Genomic DNA, 24,068 nt, shown 5'->3' with positions numbered 1-24,068 from the left:
GAAACATGGCGGCGGTCCGTCTCACAACGGTCGGAGCGCGGGCTCCTTCTGAACGGCTCCGAGCAGACGGTCCAGAGCAAGCTCCACGTCTTCTTTCCACGAGATCGTGGTCCGCAGTTCAAGCCGCAGTCGTGGAAAACGTGGATGCGGGCGGACGGTCTTGAAGCCCACCGCCAGAAGGTGATCGGCGGGAAGCACACACGCCGGCTCGGTCCAGCGCGCATCACCGAACGCCTCAATGGCCTTGAAGCCGCGCTGGATGAGGTCCTTCGCCACCGTCTGGACCATCACCCGGCCCAGCCCCTGTCCCTGGAAGCCAGGAGTCAGCCACGCCGTCAGCAACTGCACCGCATCCGGCGACACCGGACTGGTGGGAAAGGCTGTTGAGCGCGGGACATACGCCGGCGGGGCGTACATGACGAAGCCGGCCGGCACATCATCGACATAGACGACGCGCCCACAGGATCCCCACTCCAGCAGGACCGCCGAGATCCAGGCTTCCTTCTCCAGCTCCGGACGCCCCGCCTTTACCGCGGCTTCGCCGCTGACGGGGTCGAGCTCCCAGAACACGCAGGAGCGGCAGCGCTTGGGGAGATCCGGAAGGTTGTCCAGCGTGAGCGGTACGAGCCGACGGCCCATGGAACCAGGTCCTCGCTTCCCTCGCCTGCCGCACCGCGCAGCGCTCTCAGCGCCGCCTGCTCTCTGAGCAGACCACCAACGAACCCTCCGAGGGCTGCGAGCCCGAAGCCCGCTGCCAGCAGTCCGGTGCGGCTCACTGATCGCATGGCCCTCTCCTCAAGATGAGGTCTCCGCGTGGATGCGTGCCATACCCGATCGCATCGTATCCACCCTTTACGGGCGCGGGTACTGCCAGCAAGCAAAGGGCGAGGCGTGTTCCGGTATCAGTTCCGGAACACGCCTCGCCCACGAGCCGCAAACGTCAGCTCACTCTTCTTCGCCGCTCTCCTCGTCCGGCGTGTTTCCCAGGACGGGGCCCTCACCCGGAGCCAGGGTTCCCAGAATGCGCTCCAGGTCTTCCATCGAGGCGAACTCGACGACGATCTTTCCCTTCTTCTGGCCAAGATCGACCTTCACCCGGGTTTCGAAACGGTCGGACAGCCGGGAGGCGAGACCGGTGAGCGCGGGGGAGATCCGCGCGCCCGCCCGGGGCTTCTTCGCCGCGCCGGCACTCTTGAGGTCGCCCCCCATGAGCGTCACGATCTCTTCGACCGAACGGACCGACAGCCCCTCCGCGACGATCCGGCGCGCCAGGTTGTCCTGCTCCTCATGGTCTTCCACGGAGAGCAGCGCCCGGGCGTGCCCGGCGGAGAGCACCCCCGCCGCGACACGCTTCTGCACGGACGGTGAGAGCTTCAGCAGCCGCAGCGTGTTGGTGACCTGGGGACGCGAACGTCCGATCCGATCGGCCAGCTCGTCGTGCGTGCACTTGAAGTCCTGCAGCAACTGATCGTAGGCAGCGGCCTCTTCCAGCGGGTTCAGCTGCGCCCGATGGAGATTCTCCAGGAGCGCGTCGAGCAGTAGTCGCTCGTCTTCCGTGGCCCGCACAATCGCGGGAATCTTCTCCAGGCCGGCTTCACGACAGGCCCGCCAGCGCCGCTCACCCATGATGAGCTCATAGCGCTCCGGCGCCGTCTGGCGGAGCACCACCGGCTGCAGCAGACCCACCTCCTTGATAGAGGTGACAAGCTCGGCGAGAGCGTCCTCGTCGAAGACCTCTCGCGGCTGCCGCGGGTTCGGCCTGACCGCGTCCAGCGGAACCTCGGCGAAGTGGGCACCGGCCACCTCCGCCGGGACTCCACCGGTGCTCTCCGCCTCGCCCGGTGTTTCACGTGAAACATTGGGCGTCGGCAGCGAAGCCACCTTGGCGGCCGCCACTCCTCGGTCCGGAGCCAGAACCGGTACGGACGACGGCGACGTCGTCCCCCTTCCCACAGCCGGCGCGGACGGATCCGTGCCCTGCGGTGCCGCGGGGATCAGCGCACCGAGCCCGCGGCCCAGCCCTCTACGTCGTTCACTCACTGAGTCCCCTCCGAGATGCTGTGCTGTGCTTGGTAGTTCACACTCAGGCCCTGCTCCCCGGTCTGCGGAACCCCCCGCAGCGCAATCTCTCTGGCCGCTTCGAGATACGAGAGCGCGCCACTGGAGCCCGGGTCATAGGTGAGCACCGTCTGGCCATAGCTGGGTGCTTCCGAGATGCGTACCGAGCGGGGGATGCTCGTCCGGAGCACTTCCTTGCCGAAGTGGCTGCGCACCTCATCGGCGACCTGCGAGGCGAGACGGGTACGTCCGTCGTACATGGTGAGCAGGATCGTCGAGACATGGAGCTTGGGGTTGAGATGGCCGCGTACCAGCTCGACGTTCCGCAGCAACTGCCCCAGACCCTCCAGCGCGTAGTACTCGCACTGGATCGGGATCAGCACCTCGGCACCGGCGACCAACGCGTTGACGGTCAGCAGGCCGAGTGAGGGCGGACAGTCGATGAGGATGTAGTCCAGCGGCTGTTCATACGCCTGGATGGCGCGGTCCAACCGGCTTTCGCGTGCCACCAGTGAGACCAGCTCGATCTCGGCACCGGCCAGGTCGATGGTGGCGGGGGCACAGAAGAGCCCTTCCACCTCGACCACCGGCTGCACGACGTCGGAGAGTGGCTTGCTCTCGACCAGCACGTCATAGATGGACGGCACTTCGGCGTGATGGTCGATCCCCAGGGCCGTCGACGCATTGCCCTGCGGGTCGAGGTCGATCACCAGCACCCGGGCTCCGTGCAGGGCCAGCGAAGCCGCAAGGTTCACGGTGGTGGTGGTCTTGCCGACCCCGCCCTTCTGATTGGCGACCACGATGACCCGGGTCTCTTCAGGACGGGGCAGCCCCTCACCTGCGCGGCCCATCGCGCCTACCGCCAGCTGCGCCGCGCGACCTACCGGTGTGTTGTCCATCAGGGGCGGCGTTTCACGTGAAACGTCGTCCCCGAACGACTCGTTGCGGGGACCGGGGACCGGATCGGTCATCGGTCCCGCGATGTTGGCGTCGGACCGCAAGGATTCACTCTCCTCGACATCAGGCTCACAATGGTGAGAGCCTGCCATGCTTTCGGTATCGCGAACCAGTGAGGTCCGTTCTCCTGTGGATGAACCCGCATCTGTGGATACTTTCGTGACCCGTGTGGGTTTCCTGTCGTGCGGCTCGGCAGCCGCACGACCGCGGCTGATGATCCCTTGCAGCAGAGAACGACGTTTCACGTGAAACACGATGCCAGCGCCGCGTCCGATTAAGACGCGACACTCCGTCTTGTAGCTTTTTGTAGCGCCTGCGGAATTCGCCCTATCCGCTCTTCAGCGGACTCTTTTGCCCGCTATAGAGAAATGAGTCGGATTTCTCCCGCAGAGCGCCTCAGCGTCGGCGCCCCCTCGACGGCCGGCTGCTGCGCGCCGCCTTCGCCCGCTTCGCGGCAAATCGCACCCCACCAGGGCTCTCACCGACCTCGACCCGCACCACGGTCGACAACGGATCCACTACGCCCTCTCCGACATGCAGGACCGACGTGTCCACCACGCCGAGCTTGCTCAGCGCGGCACGGGCCGCCTTGAGTTCCTCCTCCGCGGTGTCGCCCTTGAGCGCCAGCATCTCTCCGTAGGGGCGCAGCAGCGGAACCCCCCAGCCGGCCAGCCGGTCGAGCGGCGCGACGGCCCGCGCGGTCACCACATGCACCTGCGGAAGTTTGCCCATGACCTCTTCCGCGCGCCCCCGCACGACCGTGACATGATCCAGCCCGAGCAGTTCGACGACCTCCTGGAGGAAGTTCGTCCGCCGCAACAGCGGTTCCAGTAGCGTGATCTTGAGATCAGGACGCACCAGCGCCAGCGGAATGCCGGGCAGCCCGGCGCCCGACCCCACGTCGCACACCGAGACGCCCTCTGGGACGACCTCGGAGAGCACCGCGCAGTTCAGCAGGTGCCGCTCCCACAGCCGCGGCACCTCGCGCGGCCCGATGAGCCCGCGCTTCACGCCCGCGTCGGCGAGCAGTTCGCCGTACCGCACGGCCTCCGCAAAGCGCTCGCCGAAAACCTCCTGCGCCACTTTCGGCGCGGGAGGGAGCTCCGCTGATGCCTCCGTCACGGGAACCGCCCTTCCTCTGGACTGCTTTTCCTGCCGGGAACCCGGCGCTACGACCGGGGATAACACAGAAGGCTGACAAGTTTTGGCCCCGCCTGCGAGCAGACGGGGCCAAAGAAAGACTGAGCGCGAGGCGTCAGGCCGGGAGGACCACCACGCGACGCTGCGGCTCCTCGCCCTCGGACTCGCTCCGGAGCCCGGCCTCGGCCACCGCGTCGTGCACGACCTTGCGCTCGAACGGCGTCATCGGGTCGAGCTTCACCGGCTGACCGGTGCTCTTGGCTTCCTCCGCCGCGCTCGCACCGACCTTGGCGAGCTCCTCGCGCTTACGCGCCCGGAAGCCGGCGATGTCCAGCATCAGACGGCTGCGGTCGCCGGTCTCACGGTGCACTGCCAGCCGCGTCAGCTCCTGGAGCGCCTCCAGCACCTCGCCGTCCCGGCCGACCAGCTTCTGCAGATCACGGCTGGTCGAATCACCGATGATCGACACCGAGGCGCGGTCCGCCTCGACGTCCATGTCGATGTCACCGTCGAGGTCCGCGATGTCCAGCAGACCTTCGAGGTAGTCGGCCGCGATCTCGCCTTCCTGCTCCAGGCGGGTCAGGGTGTCGGCGCCCTTGGTGCCAGGGGTCGTGTCCGTCACGTAAGGACTCCTTCTTACTTCTTGGACGGGTGCTTGGGGCGCTGCTGGCCCTTGCGCTGCCCGGACTTGGTGTTACGGGATCCGGAGGCGGCGTCGTCCTTGGCGGGCGTACCACCCTTGCCCTGGGCATCCTGCTCGTCGGTGCTCTGCGACGCCGAGGAGCTCGCCCGCGTGCGGTTCTGCGCGGCCCCGGCCGGTGCGGGGGTGCCGCCCTGGCGCTTGGCCTTCGTCTGCCGCTTGGGCTGCTGGCGGTTCTGGCGCGCCTCTTCGGCGGCCTTCTTCGCCGCGATCTCGGCGGGGCTTTCGACGATCTTGCCCTGGGCGCGCAGCCGCTCCTGACGCTCGGTGAACGCCTTGCTGCCCGGGGTCGGGTTGCGGCGGATCACGTACATCTGCTGGCCCATGGTCCACACGTTGGTGGTCAGCCAGTACACGAGGACACCGACGGGGAAGTTGATGCCGAAGACGGCGAACATCACCGGGAAGACGTACATCAGCATCTTCTGCTGCTGCATGAACGGCGTCTTCACCGTCAGGTCGACGTTCTTCGTCATCAGCTGGCGCTGGGTGTAGAACTGCGACGCCGACATCAGGACGATCATGATGACCGTGACGACGCGGACGTCGGTCACCGAGGCACCCAGGCTCTGGATCTTCGCCGGGGTGTCCATGAACTTCGCCGCGAGCGGCGCACCGAAGATGTGCGCCTTCTGCGCGCTCGCCAGCAGCGTCGAGTCGATGAAGCCGACGGTCTTGTTCTGCGCGATGTGGCTGAGGACCTGGTACAGGGAGATGAAGAACGGGGACTGCGCCAGGATCGGGAGACAGCTCGAGAGCGGGTTGGTGCCCGACTCCTTGTAGAGCTTCATCATCTCTTCGGACTGGCGCTGCTTGTCGCTCTTGTAGCGCTCCTGGATCGCCTTCATCTTCGGCTGGAGCGCCTGCATGTTCCGCGTCGCCTTGATCTGCTTCACGAAGAGCGGGATCAGGCAGATGCGGATCAGCACCACCAGCGAGACGACGGCCAGGCCCCACGCCGCGCCACTGTTCGGATCGAAGATCAGGCTGAAGAACGAGTGGAACTGGACGATGATCCAGGACACTGCGTAATAAAGGGGACTGAGGATCGTGTCCACGAATCAGGCTCCTTGGGCGTTGGGCTGAGTCTCGGGCTGGGCGACAGGCTCAGGGACGGTGGGCCCGCCCAGGCGGCTCCTCAGCCGCTGATGCCAAACCGGACGCTTCCGGGGAGGGACGTGGTCGACGCCACCGAGCGACCACGGATTGCACCGCAGGATGCGCCAGGCGGTAAGCGCAGTCCCCTTCACCGCGCCGTGCCGGTCGATGGCCGTGTAGCCATAGTGCGAACACGACGGGTAGTACTTGCAGACCGGGCCCAGCAAGGGGCTGATGGTCCACTGATAGATCTTGATCAAAAGCAGCAGCGGGTACTTCACTGTGCGCTCCCTCCCGGGTCCCGTCCGGGTTTCCCGGGGCCGGCGGCACACCCGCCGTCGGTCACCGCCCCGGTGGGATTGCAGCCTTTCGGCGCCCCTCCCAGCAGCCGCGCCAAGGCGGCGTCCAGGTCGCGGGCCAGCTGGTCGTACTCCGCCGTGCCCGCGCCGGGCAGGGCCCGTACGACAACCAGGCTACCGGCGGGCAGCCGGTCCAGCCGATCGCGCACGAGATGGCGGAGTCTCCGCTTGACCTTGTTGCGGACGACCGCGGCGCCAACGGCCTTGCTCACGACGAAACCCGCACGCGCCGGGGGAACACTTTCCCCCGCTGCGTGCGGGTCCGTTGCACCGCTACGACAATGCACGACAAGGAGCGGGCGACCGGCCCTGCGTCCCCGGCGTACCGCGGTCGCGAAGTCCTCGCGCCGCCTCAGCCGATTTGCGGTAGGCAGCACGTCATGGACCTAGGGTCGGGCTGCTCAGGCCGACAGGCGGGCGCGACCCTTGCTGCGGCGCGACGCGAGGATCGCGCGGCCGGCACGGGTCCGCATGCGCAGACGGAAACCGTGGGTCTTCGCGCGGCGGCGGTTGTTCGGCTGGAAGGTGCGCTTGCTCACTCGGGGACTCCAGAAATCTTGCTGTCTCGGAAAGACAGATGTGTGGGGCGTCGACTGGCTGTCACCGTGCGCCCACGAGTAGCTCGCCACGCCCGAGTGCACCGCTACACGATCACGAGAGCGCGATCTTTGCCCATCGGAGGCAGGCGGCAGCAGCCATCGACAACTCGACCTGGTCACGGTACGCGGGGCTACGCCATCCGGTCAAACCAGCTCCCGAACGGTGCGGAGAGCCCTTGCCAGGACACACTATGCACAGCCTGTGGACAACAACTTGAATCCCCAGGCCCGCCCTGACTACCGTGGCTGAACTTCAATTCCTTCCCGCCCGTCCCGAGAATCACACATTCGTGGGACTGTGAGAGAGCGTGCCCTGTGGCTGATGTACCTGCCGATCTTGCCGCAGTGTGGCCACGTGTACTCGATCACCTCTTGCGGGCAGAGGCCGACGGCCTCAAGCCCAAGGACCAGGACTGGCTCAAGCGCACCCAGCCCCTGGCACTGGTCGCGGACACCGCGCTGCTCGCCGTCCCCAACGAGTTCGCCAAGGGCGTGCTCGAAGGCCGGCTCGCGCCGTTGATCGGGGAGGCGCTCAGCCATGAGTGCGGGCGGCCGATCCGGATCGCGATCACCGTCGACGACTCCTCCGAGGAGCCCGCGGCCCCGCAGCAGCACCACCAGCACCAGCCGCCGCAGCACGACGCGTACGACGGCTACGACGGGCGGCACGACCCCCGCCAGGGCTACGGGCACCAGGGCGACGACCTGCCCAGCGTCCGCCCCGCGTACCCCGACTACCCGCAGCCGCGGCACGAGCCCGGCGCCTGGCCGCAGCACTCCCGCACCGACGCGGTCGGCCCGCGCGAGGAGTACGGCGGCTGGCAGCAACAGCAGCTCGGCGGCTACCCCGAGCGCGAGACGTCCACGGAGCAGTGGCGCGAGCCCTACGGCTCCTCGCCGTCCCCGCACCTCCAGCAGCACCAGAACGACTACCGGGCGCAGGGCCCCGACCGCGGCGGGCCGCGCCCCTCGGACGGTCCGCGCTCCCCTTATGAGCAGCAGCGCCGCGAGCTCCCCGATCTGCCGCCCCCCGGTCCCGGCGGTCGTCCGGGCGGCCCCGGTTCGCCGCCGCCACCGCCCAGCGGCGCCCCCGGCCCGCTCGCCGCACAGCCCGCGCCGGCGACCGGCCCCGGCGAACCGACCGCGCGGCTGAACCCGAAGTACCTCTTCGACACCTTCGTCATCGGTGCCTCCAACCGCTTCGCGCACGCCGCGGCGGTGGCGGTCGCCGAGGCGCCGGCCAAGGCGTACAACCCCCTGTTCATCTACGGGGAGTCGGGCCTGGGCAAGACCCACCTGCTGCACGCGATCGGGCACTACGCCCGCAGCCTCTACCCCGGCACCCGGGTGCGGTACGTGAGCTCGGAGGAGTTCACCAACGAGTTCATCAACTCCATCCGCGACGGCAAGGCGGACGCGTTCCGCAAGCGCTATCGGGACATGGACATCCTGCTCGTCGACGACATCCAGTTCCTGGCGAGCAAGGAGTCGACGCAGGAGGAGTTCTTCCACACCTTCAACACCCTGCACAACGCCAACAAGCAGATCGTGCTCTCCAGCGACCGGCCGCCCAAGCAGCTGGTCACCCTGGAGGACCGGCTGCGCAACCGCTTCGAGTGGGGCCTGATCACGGACGTCCAGCCGCCGGAGCTGGAGACCCGGATCGCGATCCTCCGCAAGAAGGCGGTGCAGGAGCAGCTGAACGCACCGCCGGAGGTGCTGGAGTTCATCGCGTCCCGGATCTCGCGCAACATCCGCGAGCTGGAGGGCGCGCTGATCCGGGTCACCGCGTTCGCGTCGCTCAACCGGCAGCCGGTGGACCTCGGGCTCACCGAGATCGTGCTGAAGGACCTGATCCCGGGGGGCGAGGACACCGCGCCGGAGATCACCGCGACCGCGATCATGGCCTCGACCGCCGACTACTTCGGGCTGACCGTGGACGACCTGTGCGGCTCCTCGCGCAGTCGGGTGCTGGTGACGGCCCGCCAGATCGCGATGTACCTGTGCCGGGAGCTCACCGACCTCTCGCTGCCGAAGATCGGCGCGCAGTTCGGCGGCCGCGACCACACGACCGTGATGCACGCCGATCGCAAGATCCGCGCGCTGATGGCCGAGCGGCGCTCCATCTACAACCAGGTCACCGAGCTGACCAACCGCATCAAGAACGGCTGAGGCGGCCCGCCGCCGGCCGGCACGCCATCAGGGCGCCCCGGGACCCGCTCCCGGGGCGCCCTTCGTCGTTCTCGGCCGCGGAGCGCTCCCGGAACCGCTGTGCGGCACGCCGGCGGGGCTCGCGGAGCGGCTTTCCCGGCCGGTGCGGCGGCCGGTCGCGGGTCGTGTGCACCGTCCGCCGTCGTCCCAAACCTGTGGAGGACGGCGGCTCTGTTCGATTCCCGGCGAGGTCACGGCCTCTCTCCACAGATTGGGCAAGAATCTTCCGTCCACAACCTGGGGAGGGGAAAGTTATCCCTGTGAGATCCACAGGCCGGTGTGCTGACGGGCCATCGGACGAGGTCAACCGCGTGTGGATTTGTGGCCAACCGCAATCCACAGCCTGTGGACAACGGACTCGTCCACAGACGTGTCGATGACTTGTCCACCGGCCACCCACAGGTTGGAGCCTGTTGTCCCCAGTGATCGCCGGCTTCTCCACACCGCTGTCCACTGTTCGGCAACGCGACACCACCTCTCACCACGCCGAGTGAAAGCGGTCACACCAAGGTGGTGGGTTGGGCTGTGGGGAACGTGGGTAAACCTGGGGACGGCACTGGGGAGAAGTGCCTCCGCCCTGTGCATGGGGTGTGCAGAACTTCTCCCGGTCCACAGTCGAGGCCGTTTATCCACGGCTTCCACCCACAGGCGCGGTGGACAAAAAATCGGCGCTGACCTGCGCAAAGTCAGTTGTCCACGGTTTCCACAGGGCCTACTACTACGACCACGGATATCTACCGGGGAATTCGTTCGGAATCGGGCCCTGTGCACAACCGGGCTCCGGAGCGCTTCGCTCCGGTCGGCCCGACTTGACCCCGAGCCGCACCGACTGTCGGTGGCGTGCGTCAGACTGGTCTCCGGCAACTCAGCCGACGACGAAGAGCCAGCAGGGCGAGAGCCAGCAACAGCAGGAGGCGGTTTCCGGTGAAGATCCGGGTGGAGCGCGATGTACTCGCGGAGGCAGTGGCCTGGGCGGCCAAGAGCCTCCCGGCCCGTCCGCCGGTGCCCGTCCTCGCGGGCCTCCTGCTGAAGGCCGACGACGGCGCACTGAGCCTCTCCGGCTTCGACTACGAGGTCTCGGCCCGGGTCTCGGTGGACGCGGAGGTGGAGGAAGAGGGCACCGTCCTCGTCTCCGGCCGGCTGCTCGCCGACATCTGCCGGGCCCTCCCCAACCGCCCGGTGGAGATTTCCACCGACGGTGTACGAGTGACCGTGGTGTGCGGCTCCTCCCGCTTCACCCTCCACACCCTGCCTGTGGAGGAGTACCCGTCCCTGCCGGCGATGCCCACCGCCACCGGCACCGTCTCCGGTGAGGTCTTCGCCGCGGCCGCCGCCCAGGTGGCCATCGCCGCCGGCCGTGACGACACGCTCCCGGTGCTCACCGGTGTGCGGATCGAGATCGAGGGTGACACCGTCACCCTGGCGTCGACCGACCGCTACCGCTTCGCGGTCCGCGAGTTCCTGTGGAAGCCGGAGAGCCCGGACGCCTCCGCCGTCGCCCTGGTCCCCGCCAAGACGCTGCTGGACACCGCCAAGTCCCTGAGCAGCGGCGACACCGTCACTCTGGCGCTGTCCGGCTCCGGCCAGGGCGAGGGCCTGATCGGTTTCGAGGGCGCCGGCCGGCGGACCACGACCCGACTGCTCGAGGGCGACCTGCCGAAGTACCGGACGCTCTTCCCGACCGAGTTCAACTCCGTCGCGGTGATCGAGACCGCCCCGTTCGTCGAGGCCGTCAAGCGCGTGGCGCTGGTCGCCGAGCGCAACACTCCGGTGCGGCTGAGCTTCGAGCAGGGCGTGCTGATCCTGGAGGCCGGCTCCAGCGACGATGCACAGGCTGTGGAAAGGGTCGACGCCGATCTGGACGGCGACGACATCTCGATCGCCTTCAACCCCGGCTTCCTGCTGGAGGGCCTGTCGGCGATCGACTCCCCGGTGGCCCAGCTGTCGTTCACGACCTCGACCAAGCCCGCGCTGCTCAGTGGCCGCCCGGCCAAGGACGCCGAGGCCGACGACGCCTACAAGTACCTGATCATGCCCGTGCGTCTGTCGGGCTGACGCCGGCGGACGGCTGTCGTACCGACCGGGCCCCGGCCGTCGCCGGGGCCCTTGCGGCGACCGGCTGACGGGCCCCGATGAGCGGCTGAGCCCACAGCTGTGCACAGGCCCTCGGGCGTAGGCTCGGACTCGGGTACGAACAGCAACGACTACGTGCAAAGAGGGTCTCTGATGGAGCTCGGTCTCGTCGGTCTCGGCAAGATGGGCGGCAACATGCGCGAGCGCATTCGCCGCGCCGGCCACACCGTCATCGGATACGACCGCAACCCCGACCTGGCCGATGTGGGCAGCCTCAAGGAGCTTGTGGACAGGCTCCAGGGCCCGCGGGTGGTCTGGGTCATGGTCCCGGCCGGTGCCGCCACCCAGTCGACGATCGACGAGCTGGCCGAGCTGCTCTCGCCCGGCGACCTCGTCGTGGACGGCGGCAACTCCCGCTGGACCGAGGATGAGAAGCACGCCGAGGAGCTTGCCGCCAAGGGCATCGGCTTCGTGGACTGCGGCGTCTCCGGCGGCGTCTGGGGCCTGGAGAACGGCTACGCGCTGATGTACGGCGGCGACAAGGACGACGTCGCCAAGGTGCAGCCGATCTTCGACGCCCTCAAGCCCGAGGGTGAGTTCGGCTCCGTGCACGCCGGCAAGGTGGGCGCGGGCCACTTCGCGAAGATGGTCCACAACGGCATCGAGTACGCGATGATGCAGGCGTACGCCGAGGGCTGGGAGCTGCTGGAGAAGGTCGACTCCGTCACCGACGTGCGCGAGGTCTTCCGGTCCTGGCAGGAGGGCACGGTCATCCGCTCCTGGCTGCTGGACCTCGCGGTCAACGCCCTCGACGAGGACGAGCACCTGGACAAGCTGCGGGGCTACGCCGAGGACTCCGGCGAGGGCCGTTGGACGGTCGAGGCCGCGATCGACAACGCCGTGCCGCTGCCGGCGATCACGGCGTCGCTCTTCGCGCGCTTCGCGTCCCGCCAGGACGACTCCCCGCAGATGAAGATGATCGCCGCGCTGCGCAACCAGTTCGGTGGCCACGCGGTCGAGAGCAAGAAGTAAGTACAACCAGCTGTAGCAGCCGGGGGAGGTCGGCGCGTAGCCATGCACGTATCGCACCTGTCGCTTGCCGACTTCCGCTCGTACGCCCGGGTCGAGGTCCCGCTCGACCCGGGCGTCACGGCGTTCGTGGGGCCCAACGGGCAGGGCAAGACGAATCTGGTCGAGGCGGTGGGGTATCTCGCCACGCTCGGCAGTCACCGGGTCTCCTCGGATGCTCCGCTGGTGCGGATGGGCGCGGACCGCGCGATTGTCCGGGCCGCCGTCGTCCAGGGCGAGCGCCAGCAGCTGGTGGAGCTGGAGCTCAACCCCGGCAAGGCGAACCGCGCCAGGATCAACAGATCGTCGCAGGTCAGACCGCGTGACGTGCTGGGGATCGTGCGGACGGTGCTGTTCGCGCCGGAGGACCTGGCGCTGGTCAAGGGCGATCCCGGCGAGCGCCGGCGCTTCCTCGACGAGCTGATCACCGCCCGCTCGCCCCGGATGGCCGGGGTCCGCTCGGACTACGACCGCGTCCTCAAGCAGCGCAACACCCTGCTGAAGACGGCGGCGCTGGCCCGGCGGCACGGCGGGCGGCAGATGGACCTGTCGACGCTGGACGTGTGGGACCAGCACCTGGCCCGCGCCGGCGCCGAACTCCTCGCCCAGCGGCTCGACTTGATCGCCGTGCTGCGGCCGCTGGCGGACAAGGCGTACGAGCAGCTGGCGCCGGGCGGCGGGCCGTTGGGGCTGGAGTACCGCGGCTCCGCGGGCGAGGCGGCGGCCGCCGGGAACCGCGAGGAGCTGTACGGCGTGCTGCTCGCGGCGCTGGGCGAGGCCCGCCGGAGCGAGATCGAGCGCGGGGTGACGCTGGTCGGGCCGCACCGGGACGATCTGCTGCTGAAGCTCGGGCAGCTGCCGGCGAAGGGCTACGCCAGCCACGGCGAGTCCTGGTCGTACGCCCTGGCGCTGCGGCTGGCCTCGTACGAGCTGTTGCGCGCGGAGGGCAACGAACCGGTGCTGGTCCTCGACGACGTCTTCGCCGAGCTGGACACCCGGCGCCGGGAGCGGCTGGCGGAGCTGGTGGCGCCGGGCGAGCAGGTCCTGGTGACGGCGGCCGTGGACGACGATGTGCCGGGAGTTCTGGTCGGAGCGCGGTACGCGGTCTCCGGCGGCGCGGTGGAGAGGGTGGAGCGGTGACCGAACCGCAGCCGGAGCGGCCCAGGACCCCGGAGCTGTCGGGTGTGGACCTGGCCCGCCAGGCGCTGGTGGCCGCCAAGGAGCAGGCCCGCGCCCGGGGCGCCGCCGCGCAGCAGAAGAAGCAGGCCCGGCGCGGAGGGCTGCGCTCGGGCGCGCGGGCGGACGGCCGGGACCCGCTGCCGCTGGGCGCCGCGATCAACCGTCTGATCACCGAGCGCGGCTGGGAGACGCCGGCGGCGGTCGGCGGAGTGATGGGCCGCTGGCCGCAGATGGTGGGTCCCGAGGTGGCCCAGCACTGCGAGCCGCAGCGGTACGACGAGGACGCCCGGGTGCTGACGGTCCAGTGCGACTCGACGGCCTGGGCGACGCAGCTGCGGCTGCTGGCGCCGCAGCTGGTGTCCCGGCTCAACGCCGATCTGGGCCATGGCACGGTCAAGCTGATCAAGGTCCTGGGGCCGGGCGGCACCGGCCGCCGGTACGGACCGCTGCGCGCGCCGGGCAGCAAAGGGCCCGGCGACACCTACGGCTGACCACTCCACCGTGACGGGGTGGCGCTGTGGAGGGGGCGGTGTTTCACGTGAAACACCGCCCCCTCGTGCTGTCTTGGCCGGTCACAGGCCGTTTCACGTGAAACAGCGCACTCTTGTACGAGCCCTGTAAACCCGTGTGACGTATGAGACTCCAGCCATGGTCGCCGCCGGTTGACATCTCGAAGCGCTGAGTGCCCGCGTGAGCGTCCTGAGGACCCGTCTCGCATATGGGGAGTCGGCGGACGTCAGTTCAGGGCGGCACATGACGACTCAGGCGCCTGCAAACCCCCATGAGTGTCGGCGCTACCGGTAGACTGGTGACAATCCCGCCCACTCGCGGAACAAGTCGAACGACGAGCCGCTCCCACCTGTCTTTCGCGGGGAGATCGCAACAGGTGCGGAAGGGCTCGTGCTGTGCCAGAAAGGGCGCTTCGTGGCCGACTCCGGCGACCTCAACGAGAACAACATGGCTTCTACCGAAGAGGGGGGTTCGGCCGGCGCCGTGGGCGACTCCTCGGCGGAGAAGTCGTACGACGCCAGCGCGATCACCGTCCTCGAGGGCCTGGACGCGGTCCGTAAGCGCCCTGGTATGTACATCGGCTCCACGGGCGAGCGCGGTCTGCACCACCTGGTGCAGGAGGTCGTCGACAACTCCGTCGACGAGGCGCTCGCCGGGCACGCCGACACCATCGAGGTGACGATCCTCGCCGACGGCGGTGTCCGGGTCGTGGACAACGGCCGCGGTATCCCCGTCGGCATCGTGCCGTCCGAGAACAAGCCGGCCGTCGAGGTCGTGCTGACGGTTCTGCACGCGGGCGGAAAGTTCGGCGGCGGCGGTTACGCGGTCTCCGGTGGTCTGCACGGTGTGGGTGTCTCCGTCGTCAACGCCCTGTCGACCCGGGTGGCCGTCGAGATCCGCACGGACGGCCACCGCTGGACGCAGGATTACAAGCAGGGTGTGCCGACCGCCCCGCTGGCCAAGCACGAGGCCACCGACGAGTCCGGCACCTCGGTGACCTTCTGGGCCGACCCGGAGATCTTCGAGACCACCACCTACAGCTTCGAGACGCTGTCCCGGCGCTTCCAGGAGATGGCCTTCCTCAACAAGGGGCTGACCATCTCGCTCAAGGACGAGCGCCCGGATCACGTGGACGAGGACGGCCGGCCGCTCTCGGTCCGGTACCACTACGAGGGCGGCATCGTCGACTTCGTGAAGTACCTCAACTCCCGCAAGGGCGAGCTGGTCCACCCGACGGTCGTCTCCGTCGAGGCCGAGGACAAGGAGCGGATGCTCTCCCTCGACCTCGCGATGCAGTGGAACACCCAGTACAGCGAGGGCGTCTACAGCTTCGCGAACATCATCCACACGCACGAGGGCGGCACCCACGAGGAGGGCTTCCGCGCCGCGCTGACGGGTCTGATCAACCGTTACGCCCGCGAGAAGAAGCTGCTGCGCGAGAAGGACGACAACCTCACCGGCGAGGACATCCGCGAGGGTCTGACCGCGATCATCTCGGTCAAGCTCTCCGAGCCGCAGTTCGAGGGCCAGACCAAGACCAAGCTGGGCAACACCGAGGTCAAGACCTTCGTCCAGAAGGTCGTCCACGAGCACCTCAACGACTGGCTGGACCGCAACCCCAACGAGGCCGCGGACATCGTCCGCAAGGGCATCCAGGCGGCCACCGCCCGGGTCGCGGCCCGCAAGGCGCGCGACCTGACCCGCCGCAAGGGCCTGCTGGAGACGGCGTCGCTGCCCGGCAAGCTGAGCGACTGCCAGTCCAACGACCCCACCAAGTGCGAGATCTTCATCGTCGAGGGCGACTCCGCCGGCGGCTCGGCCAAGTCCGGCCGCAACCCGGAGTACCAGGCGATCCTCCCGATCCGCGGCAAGATCCTCAACGTCGAGAAGGCCCGGGTCGACAAGATCCTGCAGAACAACGAGGTCCAGGCGCTGATCTCGGCGTTCGGCACCGGCGTGCACGAGGACTTCGACATCGAGAAGCTCCGCTACCACAAGATCATCTTGATGGCGGACGCCGACGTCGACGGCCAGCACATCAACACCCTGCTGCTGACCTTCCTCTTCCGCTTCATGCGCCCGCTGGTCGAGGCCGGTCACGTCTACCTCTCCCGCCCGCCGCTGTACAAGATCAAGTGGGGTCGGGACGACTTCGAGTACGCCTACTCCGACCCGGAGCGGGACGCGCTGCTCGAGCGCGGCAAGCAGAACGGCAAGCGGATCCGCGAGGACTCCATCCAGCGGTTCAAGGGTCTCGGCGAGATGAACGCCGAGGAGCTGCGCGTGACGACCATGGACGCCGACCACCGGGTGCTCGGCCAGGTCTCGCTGGACGACGCGGCCCGCGCGGACGACCTGTTCTCCGTCCTCATGGGCGAGGACGTCGAGGCGCGCCGCTCGTTCATCCAGCGCAACGCCAAGGACGTCCGCTTCCTCGACATCTGAGCCCTGTCGGCCCGCACAACAGCCGCAGCTCGAAAGGACTTTGAACCACCATGGCCGACGAGAACCCCCCTGTGACCCCGGACGGCGTGACCGCCGAGGGCGCGCCCGCCACCATCGAAGGTGTCGGGATGCGCGTCGAGCCCGTCGGGCTCGAAACGGAGATGCAGCGCTCCTACCTCGACTACGCGATGTCCGTCATCGTCTCGCGTGCGCTGCCCGACGTCCGCGACGGCCTCAAGCCGGTGCACCGCCGCGTGCTCTACGCGATGTACGACGGCGGCTACCGCCCCGAGAAGGGCTTCTACAAGTGCGCCCGCGTCGTCGGCGACGTCATGGGCACCTACCACCCGCACGGTGACACCTCCATCTACGACGCGCTGGTCCGCCTGGCCCAGCCGTGGTCGATGCGGATGCCGCTGGTCGACTCCAACGGCAACTTCGGCTCCCCGGGCAACGACCCGGCCGCGGCCATGCGGTACACCGAGTGCAAGATGGCGCCGCTGTCGATGGAGATGCTCCGGGACATCGACGAGGAGACCGTCGACTTCCAGGACAACTACGACGGCCGCAACCAGGAGCCGACGGTCCTGCCGGCCCGCTTCCCCAACCTGCTGATCAACGGCTCGGCCGGCATCGCGGTCGGCATGGCCACCAACATCCCGCCGCACAACCTCCGCGAGGTCGCCGAGGGCGCCCAGTGGGCGCTGGCGCACCCCGAGTCGTCCAGCGAGGAGCTGCTGGACGCGCTGATCGAGCGGATCAAGGGCCCCGACTTCCCCACCGGCGCGCTGGTGGTCGGCCGCAAGGGCATCGAGGAGGCGTACCGCACCGGCCGCGGCTCCATCACGATGCGCGCGGTCGTCGAGGTCGAGGAGATCCAGAACCGCCAGTGCCTGGTGGTCACCGAACTCCCCTACCAGGTCAACCCGGACAACCTCGCGCAGAAGATCGCCGACCTGGTCAAGGACGGCAAGATCGGCGGCATCGCGGACGTCCGCGACGAGACCTCCTCGCGCACCGGCCAGCGGCTGGTCATCGTCCTCAAGCGGGACGCGGTCGCCAAGGTCGTCCTCAACAACCTCTACAAGCACACCGATCTGCAGACCAACTTCGGCGCGAACATGCTCGCGCTGGTCGACGGCGTGCCGCGCACCCTCTCGCTGGACGCCTTCATCCGGAACTGGGTCACGCACCAGGTCGAGGTCATCGTCCGCCGGACGAAGTTCCGGCTGCGCAAGGCCGAGGAGCGCGCCCACATCCTGCGCGGTCTGCTCAAGGCGCTGGACGCGATCGACGAGGTCATCGCGCTGATCCGGCGCAGCGAGACGGTCGACGTGGCCCGCGAGGGCCTGATGGGCCTGCTGCGGATCGACGAGATCCAGGCCAACGCGATCCTGGAGATGCAGCTCCGCCGGCTGGCCGCCCTGGAGCGCCAGAAGATCACCGCCGAGCACGACGAGCTCCAGCGGAAGATCAACGAGTACAACGCGATCCTCGCCTCCCCCGAGCGCCAGCGCCAGATCATCAGCGACGAACTGGCCGCGATCGTCGAGAAGTACGGCGACGACCGCCGCACCCAGCTGGTGCCCTTCGAGGGCGACATGTCCATCGAGGACCTGATCGCGGAGGAGGACATCGTCGTCACCGTCACCCGCGGCGGCTACATCAAGCGGACCAAGACGGACGACTACCGCGCCCAGAAGCGCGGCGGCAAGGGCGTGCGGGGCGCCAAGCTCAAGGAAGACGACATCGTCGACCACTTCTTCGTCTCCACCACCCACCACTGGCTGCTGTTCTTCACCAACAAGGGCCGGGTCTACCGCGCCAAGGCGTACGAGCTCCCCGACGCCGGACGGGACGCCCGTGGCCAGCACGTGGCCAACCTCCTGGCCTTCCAGCCGGACGAGCAGATCGCGCAGATCCTGGCCATCCGCGACTACGAGGCGGCGCCGTACCTCGTCCTCGCCACCAAGGCCGGCCTGGTCAAGAAGACCCCGCTCAAGGACTACGACTCGCCCCGCTCCGGCGGTGTGATCGCGATCAACCTGCGCGAGCAGCAGGACGGCTCGGACGACGAGCTGATCGGCGCCGAGCTGGTCTCGGAGACCGACGACCTGCTGCTGATCAGCAGGAAGGCGCAGTCGATCCGGTTCACCGCGACCGACGAGGCGCTCCGCCCGATGGGCCGGGCCACCTCCGGTGTGAAGGGCATGAGCTTCCGCGAGGGCGACGAACTCCTCTCGCTGAACGTCGTCCGGGCGGACACCTACGTCTTCACCGCGACCGACGGCGGCTACGCCAAGCGCACCGCGGTCGACGAGTACCGCGTCCAGGGCCGCGGCGGCCTCGGCATCAAGGCCGCCAAGATCGTCGAGGACCGGGGTTCGCTGGTCGGCGCGCTGATCGTCGAGGAGACCGACGAGATCCTCGCGATCACGCTCGGCGGTGGCGTGATCCGTACGCGGGTCAACGAGGTCCGGGAGACCGGCCGTGACACCATGGGCGTCCAACTGATCAACCTGGGCAAGCGGGATGCCGTCGTCGGCATCGCGCGGAACGCCGAGGCCGGCCGTGAGGCCGAGGAGGTCGACGGGCCCGACGAGCCCGAGGAGACCGGCGCGGCCGAGGAGTCCGGGGCCACCGCAGCCGAGGGTGAGCAGCCCGCGGCGGAGTAGCACGAGGAGTAGGTCGTGACTGGAGCCACGGGCGCTGCGACGGGCGACGCGGGAGTCGATCAGGACTCCCCGACGGATCCCGCAACCGAGAAGGAACGCAGCGCCCGTGGCTCCGTCGCGTCCGACGGCACCCGGGACGAGGGCGCCCATGAGGGGGGAACCGTGAGCAACACTCGACAGCCGCAACCCCAGCCCCAGCCGCAACCCGGGCCGCAGGCCCGCGGCGGCGGCCGGGAAAAGCCGCAGGGCGGCGCACAGCAGCCCTACCAGCCGCCCCAGGCGTACCGCACGGACGACGGCGGGGCCGGCGCCGCCCAGGCCGTGCGTAAGCCGCGTACGGGCGCGAGCACGGCCCCGCGGACGCGCAAGGCCCGGCTCCGGGTGGCGCGCACCGATCCGTGGTCGGTGATGAAGGTGAGCTTCCTGCTGTCCATCGCGCTGGGCATCTGCACGGTGGTGGCGGTGGCGGTGCTGTGGATGGTGATGGACGCGATGGGCGTCTTCTCCACGGTCGGCAAGACCATCAGCGAGGCGACCGGCTCCGCCGAGGGCGGTGGCTTCGACCTCCAGTCGTTCCTCTCGCTGCCGCGGGTGCTGCTGTTCACCTCGGTCATCGCGGTGATCGACGTGGTGCTGGCGACCGCGCTGGCCACCCTCGGCTCCTTCATCTACAACCTGTCGGCGGGCTTCGTGGGCGGTGTGGAGCTGACCCTCGCGGAGGACGAGTGAGCGCTCCTCGAGGGGGAGGGCAGAGGGCGTTCCCGGGGCCTGGGGGACCGATTTTGGGAACGCCTCTGAAGTGCGCTAATCTTTCGGTGCAGCGAACGAGCGGCTATAGCTCAGACGGTTAGAGCGCTTCCCTGATAAGGAAGAGGCCCCAGGTTCAAGTCCTGGTAGCCGCACCACACAGTCGGCCCGGCCGGAGAATTCTCCGGCCGGGCCGACTGCTTTCGTCGGCGCCCCGGGGACTTTCGGCCGGCGGGGAACCACCACCGGTCGTGATTCGTTGTGAAGGGGCGGGAGTTGGGGCCTTTGGGCACCTCCGGACGGGGTGTTGTCGAGTACGGGCTAGATAACCGATCGGTATCGGCCGGTGTGTATCATCGGCCGACATAGGGTCCCCTACGTCAACGAAAGACGAGGTCGCGCGGTGAAGAAGCTTCTCCTGGTCGCACTGGCCGCCATCGGCGGGCTCCTCGTGTACCGCCAGATCCAGGCGGATCGCGCCGAGCAGGATCTGTGGACGGAGGCGACCGACTCCGTGCCCGCAGGTTCGGGTGTGTGAGACCACACGCACAGCACAGTTCGTATGGACCCCGGTTGCCCCAAGGGCGACCGGGGTTTCGTACGTACCGGGGGCGGGAACACGGGCCCCTGGATTTGCTATCGCACATTGATGGGTTGCAGCGGCAAAGTCGCTGGCCGTGAAGTCGATGTCCGGGCCTGACCTGCGGACGCGAGGGGGACGAGACATGGCACGACCACCACGCACGAGGACGGTGGCGCTGGGGAAACGCCCCGCTCGGACGACGTGGAGAACATGGGGAACGGCGTTGCTGGCCCTGGCCGCGGCGGCGCTCCCGGTCGCCGCGGCGCTCCCCTCGGTGGCCGCGCCGCGGGCGGCACCGGCCCCCGGGGGCAGCGGACTGGTGATGGTCCTCGACTCCTCCGGCTCGATGGCCGGGAGCGACGGGGCCGGCGGCCCCCTCCCCCAAGCTCTCAACTCCGTTCGAGCAGGAGGCACCCCCTTCGCCGCCGCCCGCAGAGCCGTCGGCTCCCTCGTCGACGCCCTGCCCGAGGGCTACCCCACCGGCCTGCGGGTCTACGGCGCGGACAAGCCCAAGGGCTGCGACGACACCCGGCTCGCCCGGCCCGTCGCCCCGCTGGACCGGGACGGCCTGAAGCGGGCCGTCGCGGGCGTGCGCCCCAAGGGAGACGCCCCCATCGGGCTCTCCCTGAGCAAGGCCGCGCAGGACCTCCCCGAGCCGGCGGCCGGCGGCGTCGGCAAGCGCACCATCCTGCTGGTCTCCGACGGCACGGACACCTGCCGGACCCCGCAGCCGTGCCAGGTCGCCTCCCAACTCGCCGCGTCCGGCAGCGATCTGCACATCGACGTCGTCGGCTTCCAGGCGGCCGGCAGCGCCCGCTCCCAGCTGGAGTGCGTCGCCAAGTCCGGCAACGGCCAGTACTACGACGCCCCGGACGCCGGGGCGCTCTCCCGCCAGCTGCAGCGTGCCGGCCAACTCGCCGCGGGCGGCTACCGGTTCCGGGGCACACAGGTCCATGGCACCGACGGCCGCCAGGGCGCCCCGGTCGTCGCCCCCGGGCAGTATCTCGACAGCATCGGCCCCAACGAGAAGCGGTATTACGCCGTCGACCTCGACGCGGAGTCGGTGGCCGACTTCTCGGCGACCATGGTGCCGCCGTCCGGCGCACCGATCGACTACCTCGACACCCTGCGCACCCAGATCGCCCACGGCACGGACAGCAGCTGTGCCTCGTCCACCGCGCTGTTCGGCCAGCGGGAGGGCGCCACACCGCTGACCTCCGGCGTCAGCCGCATCCCGACCCGGAACGGCACCGGGACCTGCGACAAGGCGGGCCGGTACTGGCTGGTCGTCGAACGCCACGCGGACACCGGCTCGGACGCCGCGCGCTGGCCGGTGGAGCTGACGTTTCACGTGGAACATCCGCTGGCGAAGGGCGTCACTGCCGCGCAGCCGTCACCGCAGTACGGCGCCGGCGGCAAGGACGCCACGCTGCCCGACACCCCGCCCAAGGCCGTCACCGGCGGCACCGGCTTCAACGACGCCAGCCCGCTGGGCCCGGGCGTCTGGCGCGACCAGATCCTCCCCGCGCAGACGCTCTGGTACAAGGTGCCGGTCGGCTGGGGCCAACAGCTCCGCTACGACGTGGAGTTCGCCGACGAACCGCGGACGCGCGGCGGTGCGCCCGTCTCGTTCGGCAGCACCCAGGTCTACACGCCCTACCGGGCACCGGTCGGCAGCGGCACCGGCGTCTTCAACCCCCAGGTGCCCTACACCGGGCGGTCGGCCAAGCTGAGCATGGGGACGGTGCCGGTCTCCTGGACCAACCGCTACGAGACCCGTCCCAACGTCATCCCCGTCCACGTCGACGGCGACTTCTACATCGCGGTCTCGCTCGGCGCCCGCGCCGCCCAGGTCGCGGAGAACCCGCGGATCGGCGTGGTGCTGCGGGTCGCCGTCCTGGGCCGGGCGAAGGCCGGCCCGGAGGCCGGGGCCGCGATCGCCAAGGGTCAGGCGTCCGACGGCGGTTCGGGCCCCGACGCCACCGGTGCGGCGGGCGGCGGACGCTGGTCCGGGCTCCGGGTCACCGGCGTCTCGGTGGGCGTGCTGGGCGTTCTGCTGCTGGCCGGGCTGGGCGCGGCGTACGTCCTGCCCCGGCGGCCGCGGCCGGGCCGTGCGGGGGGCGGCAGCGGCGCGAGGTGAGTGCGCGGGGCGGTCCGGTGGGTCGGCCGCCCCGGCACATCCGGTCAGCCGGCGAACAGCGCCCACACCCCGATCGCGATGCACACCAGCGCCACGATCAGGACCGGAACGGCGACCTTCGGCGGCGGGCCCGGCCTCCGTACGACCGCGGCCGGGGGCGGGGGCGGCACCGCCGGCACCTCGGCGCCGCCGGTCGGGGGCTGCTGCCCGGTCAGCGGCGGCTGCCCGGTGGTGTACGGGCGGGTCGCGGACGCCTCCGGGCGGGCCGCCGTCGGCTCGTAGCGCGGCATCGGCGCGGGGGAGGGGGCGACGGCCGGGGCCGGCGGCGGGGTCCGGGGCGGGGTGGTCGGCGGGGCCGGGACGGTACCGCGCGGCGGAGTGGCCCGTGGCGGCGCGGTGGCCGGCGGGGCCGGGGGCGGTGGCGGCGGGGCGCTCGGCGGCGGTGGGACGGACGGCTCCGGCGGCGCGAGATGGAAGCTTCCGGTGGTCGACGGGGACGCGCCCGGGCTCCCCGCGGCCCCGGCGCCGGTCATCGTGGTGCCGTCGGTGGCGTCGGAGCCGTCGGTGGCGTCCCCGCCCGGCGCGGGGCGCAGCGGCCCGTCCGGCCCGAACCCGGCCGGTAGCGGCCCGATGTGGTCGAAGACCTCGATGACCTCGTCCTCGAGCGTCGTCTCCGGCAACAGCTCGGCCGCCGCCAGCAGCGCCTTCCGCGCCCCCGTCGCGGTCCTGAACCGGGCGTCCGGATCCGGGTGCAGCAGCGATGCCAGCACCTGCCACAGCGGCTCCGGCACGTCCTCGGGCGCGTTCGGTATGCCGCCGCTGTCCATGAACCGCCGGACCAGTGCCTCGGTGTCCGGCTTGGCGCCGGTGAGCAGGCAGAGCGCGACCAGCCCGGCCGCGAACAGGTCCGCCGGGAAGTCCGGCTCGGCGCCCAGCATCTGCTCCGGAGCGAAGTAACCCGGCGTCCCCACCACGTAGTTGGCCTCGGTCAGCCGCGGCTCGCCCTTGCGCATCGCGATGCCGAAGTCGGACAGCCGCAGGTGCGGACGGCCGGTGCCGGTGGCCTCCAGCAGGAGGTTCGCCGGCTTGATGTCCCGGTGCACCACGCCCTCGGCGTGCACCGCGGTCAGCCCGGCCAGCAGCTGGTCCATCAGCGTGCACACCATCCGCGGCGGCAACGGGCCGTAGTCACCGATCAGATGGGCCAGCGAACCGCCGTGCACCAGATCCATGGTGAACAGCACCTTGTCGTCGTCCGCGGCCCAGCTCGCCGGGGCCAGGACGTGCGGATGGTCGATCCGCAGCGCCTGTTCCCGGACGAAGCGCAACAGGGTGTGCGCGTCGCTCTGCTGGAGCACCTTGGCCGCCACATAGCGGCGGCGCCGCTGGTCCCAGGCGCGCCAGACCGCGCCCACCCCGCCCCGACCGATCGGGTCCACGAGCTCGTACCGACCGGCGAAGATCTCACCCATTGCGCCCCGTCCGCTGCTGGATCCCGACTCCGGCGGCCAACTCCGCGGCGGCCG

The 24,068-nt window shown here is 69.7% G+C and carries 19 protein-coding genes, 1 tRNA gene and 1 pseudogene; 11 read left to right on the top strand and 10 right to left on the bottom strand.

The genetic code is table 11. The features are described 5' to 3' along the window. Nucleotides 1-21 precede the first annotated feature (21 nt). From K2224_RS06545 to rpmH, 9 genes and pseudogenes are all read right to left on the bottom strand, one after another. On the bottom strand, nucleotides 22-639 hold the full coding sequence (locus K2224_RS06545; protein ID WP_221905681.1) for a GNAT family N-acetyltransferase: 618 nt from the start codon (nucleotides 637-639) through the stop codon (nucleotides 22-24). Between the two features lie 306 nt (nucleotides 640-945). Next, a complete protein-coding gene (locus tag K2224_RS06540; RefSeq protein ID WP_221905680.1) occupies nucleotides 946-2,040 on the bottom strand; it encodes a ParB/RepB/Spo0J family partition protein in 1,095 nt (364 codons plus the stop codon). After that, a complete protein-coding gene (locus tag K2224_RS06535; RefSeq protein WP_221909466.1) occupies nucleotides 2,037-3,107 on the bottom strand; it encodes a ParA family protein in 1,071 nt (356 codons plus the stop codon). Before K2224_RS06535 ends, K2224_RS06540 begins: the two co-directional genes overlap by 4 nt. Nucleotides 3,108-3,411: 304 nt before the next feature. Beyond that, nucleotides 3,412-4,137: a 16S rRNA (guanine(527)-N(7))-methyltransferase RsmG gene (rsmG, locus tag K2224_RS06530; RefSeq protein WP_221905679.1), complete on the bottom strand. Its 726-nt coding sequence runs from the start codon at nucleotides 4,135-4,137 to the stop codon at nucleotides 3,412-3,414. 133 nt (nucleotides 4,138-4,270) lie between these two features. Next, entirely contained in the window at nucleotides 4,271-4,777 is a 507-nt protein-coding gene (locus tag K2224_RS06525; protein ID WP_221905678.1) for a R3H domain-containing nucleic acid-binding protein, read from the bottom strand. A 14-nt stretch (nucleotides 4,778-4,791) separates the two neighbouring features. After that, nucleotides 4,792-5,913, bottom strand: coding sequence for a membrane protein insertase YidC (gene yidC, locus K2224_RS06520; protein ID WP_221905677.1), 1,122 nt, complete (start codon nucleotides 5,911-5,913; stop codon nucleotides 4,792-4,794). A 3-nt stretch (nucleotides 5,914-5,916) separates the two neighbouring features. Continuing rightward, the gene (gene yidD, locus K2224_RS06515) at nucleotides 5,917-6,234 is read right to left on the bottom strand and encodes a membrane protein insertion efficiency factor YidD (protein ID WP_006604423.1); all 318 of its coding nucleotides are present in this window, start codon (nucleotides 6,232-6,234) and stop codon (nucleotides 5,917-5,919) included. 86 nt (nucleotides 6,235-6,320) lie between these two features. Continuing rightward, nucleotides 6,321-6,689: pseudogene (gene rnpA, locus K2224_RS06510) on the bottom strand (ribonuclease P protein component); the annotation flags it as partial. Nucleotides 6,690-6,713: 24 nt separating this feature from the next. Further along, nucleotides 6,714-6,851, bottom strand: a complete 138-nt coding sequence (gene rpmH / locus K2224_RS06505) for a 50S ribosomal protein L34 (RefSeq protein WP_003956500.1) — start codon at nucleotides 6,849-6,851, stop codon at nucleotides 6,714-6,716. A 375-nt stretch (nucleotides 6,852-7,226) separates the two neighbouring features. Between rpmH and dnaA the strand changes: the two genes are divergently transcribed. The 11 genes from dnaA to K2224_RS06450 all read left to right on the top strand — a co-directional run bounded on the left by dnaA (nucleotide 7,227) and on the right by K2224_RS06450 (nucleotide 22,542). Beyond that, complete coding sequence (gene dnaA / locus K2224_RS06500; protein WP_221905675.1) at nucleotides 7,227-9,083, top strand: chromosomal replication initiator protein DnaA; 1,857 nt, start codon at nucleotides 7,227-7,229, stop codon at nucleotides 9,081-9,083. Between the two features lie 963 nt (nucleotides 9,084-10,046). Then, nucleotides 10,047-11,177, top strand: a complete 1,131-nt coding sequence (gene dnaN, locus K2224_RS06495; RefSeq protein ID WP_221905674.1) for a DNA polymerase III subunit beta — start codon at nucleotides 10,047-10,049, stop codon at nucleotides 11,175-11,177. Nucleotides 11,178-11,348: 171 nt separating this feature from the next. Then, the gene (gene gnd, locus K2224_RS06490) at nucleotides 11,349-12,227 is read left to right on the top strand and encodes a phosphogluconate dehydrogenase (NAD(+)-dependent, decarboxylating) (protein ID WP_221905673.1); all 879 of its coding nucleotides are present in this window, start codon (nucleotides 11,349-11,351) and stop codon (nucleotides 12,225-12,227) included. Between the two features lie 42 nt (nucleotides 12,228-12,269). Beyond that, nucleotides 12,270-13,403 (top strand): DNA replication/repair protein RecF, encoded by a 1,134-nt coding sequence (gene recF / locus K2224_RS06485; RefSeq protein ID WP_221905672.1) that lies wholly within the window; start codon nucleotides 12,270-12,272, stop codon nucleotides 13,401-13,403. Continuing rightward, entirely contained in the window at nucleotides 13,400-13,933 is a 534-nt protein-coding gene (locus K2224_RS06480) for a DUF721 domain-containing protein (protein WP_221905671.1), read from the top strand. The genes recF and K2224_RS06480 overlap by 4 nt, the downstream gene beginning before the upstream one ends. Nucleotides 13,934-14,342: 409 nt before the next feature. Next, complete coding sequence (gene gyrB / locus K2224_RS06475; protein ID WP_313904755.1) at nucleotides 14,343-16,397, top strand: DNA topoisomerase (ATP-hydrolyzing) subunit B; 2,055 nt, start codon at nucleotides 14,343-14,345, stop codon at nucleotides 16,395-16,397. A 50-nt stretch (nucleotides 16,398-16,447) separates the two neighbouring features. Then, nucleotides 16,448-19,072, top strand: a complete 2,625-nt coding sequence (gene gyrA / locus K2224_RS06470; protein ID WP_221905669.1) for a DNA gyrase subunit A — start codon at nucleotides 16,448-16,450, stop codon at nucleotides 19,070-19,072. Nucleotides 19,073-19,087: 15 nt separating this feature from the next. Continuing rightward, nucleotides 19,088-19,801 carry a DUF3566 domain-containing protein gene (locus K2224_RS06465; protein ID WP_221905668.1) on the top strand — a complete coding sequence of 238 codons (714 nt, stop codon included), beginning with the start codon at nucleotides 19,088-19,090 and terminating at the stop codon, nucleotides 19,799-19,801. 99 nt (nucleotides 19,802-19,900) lie between these two features. Further along, a tRNA-Ile gene (locus tag K2224_RS06460) sits at nucleotides 19,901-19,977 on the top strand. 245 nt (nucleotides 19,978-20,222) lie between these two features. Next, the gene (locus tag K2224_RS06455) at nucleotides 20,223-20,357 is read left to right on the top strand and encodes a DLW-39 family protein (RefSeq protein ID WP_003958712.1); all 135 of its coding nucleotides are present in this window, start codon (nucleotides 20,223-20,225) and stop codon (nucleotides 20,355-20,357) included. Between the two features lie 187 nt (nucleotides 20,358-20,544). Next, nucleotides 20,545-22,542, top strand: a complete 1,998-nt coding sequence (locus K2224_RS06450) for a VWA domain-containing protein (protein ID WP_221905667.1) — start codon at nucleotides 20,545-20,547, stop codon at nucleotides 22,540-22,542. 44 nt (nucleotides 22,543-22,586) lie between these two features. Here the strand turns inward: K2224_RS06450 and K2224_RS06445 are convergent, their stop codons facing one another. After that, a complete protein-coding gene (locus K2224_RS06445) occupies nucleotides 22,587-24,014 on the bottom strand; it encodes a serine/threonine-protein kinase (protein ID WP_221905666.1) in 1,428 nt (475 codons plus the stop codon). Between the last annotated feature and the right edge of the window lie 54 nt (nucleotides 24,015-24,068).

It is taken from the genome of Streptomyces sp. BHT-5-2, from assembly GCF_019774615.1.
Lineage (GTDB): Bacteria > Actinomycetota > Actinomycetes > Streptomycetales > Streptomycetaceae > Streptomyces.
Note: the sequence above shows the minus strand (reverse complement) of the source record. Positions and strands in the feature narration are given on the sequence as shown.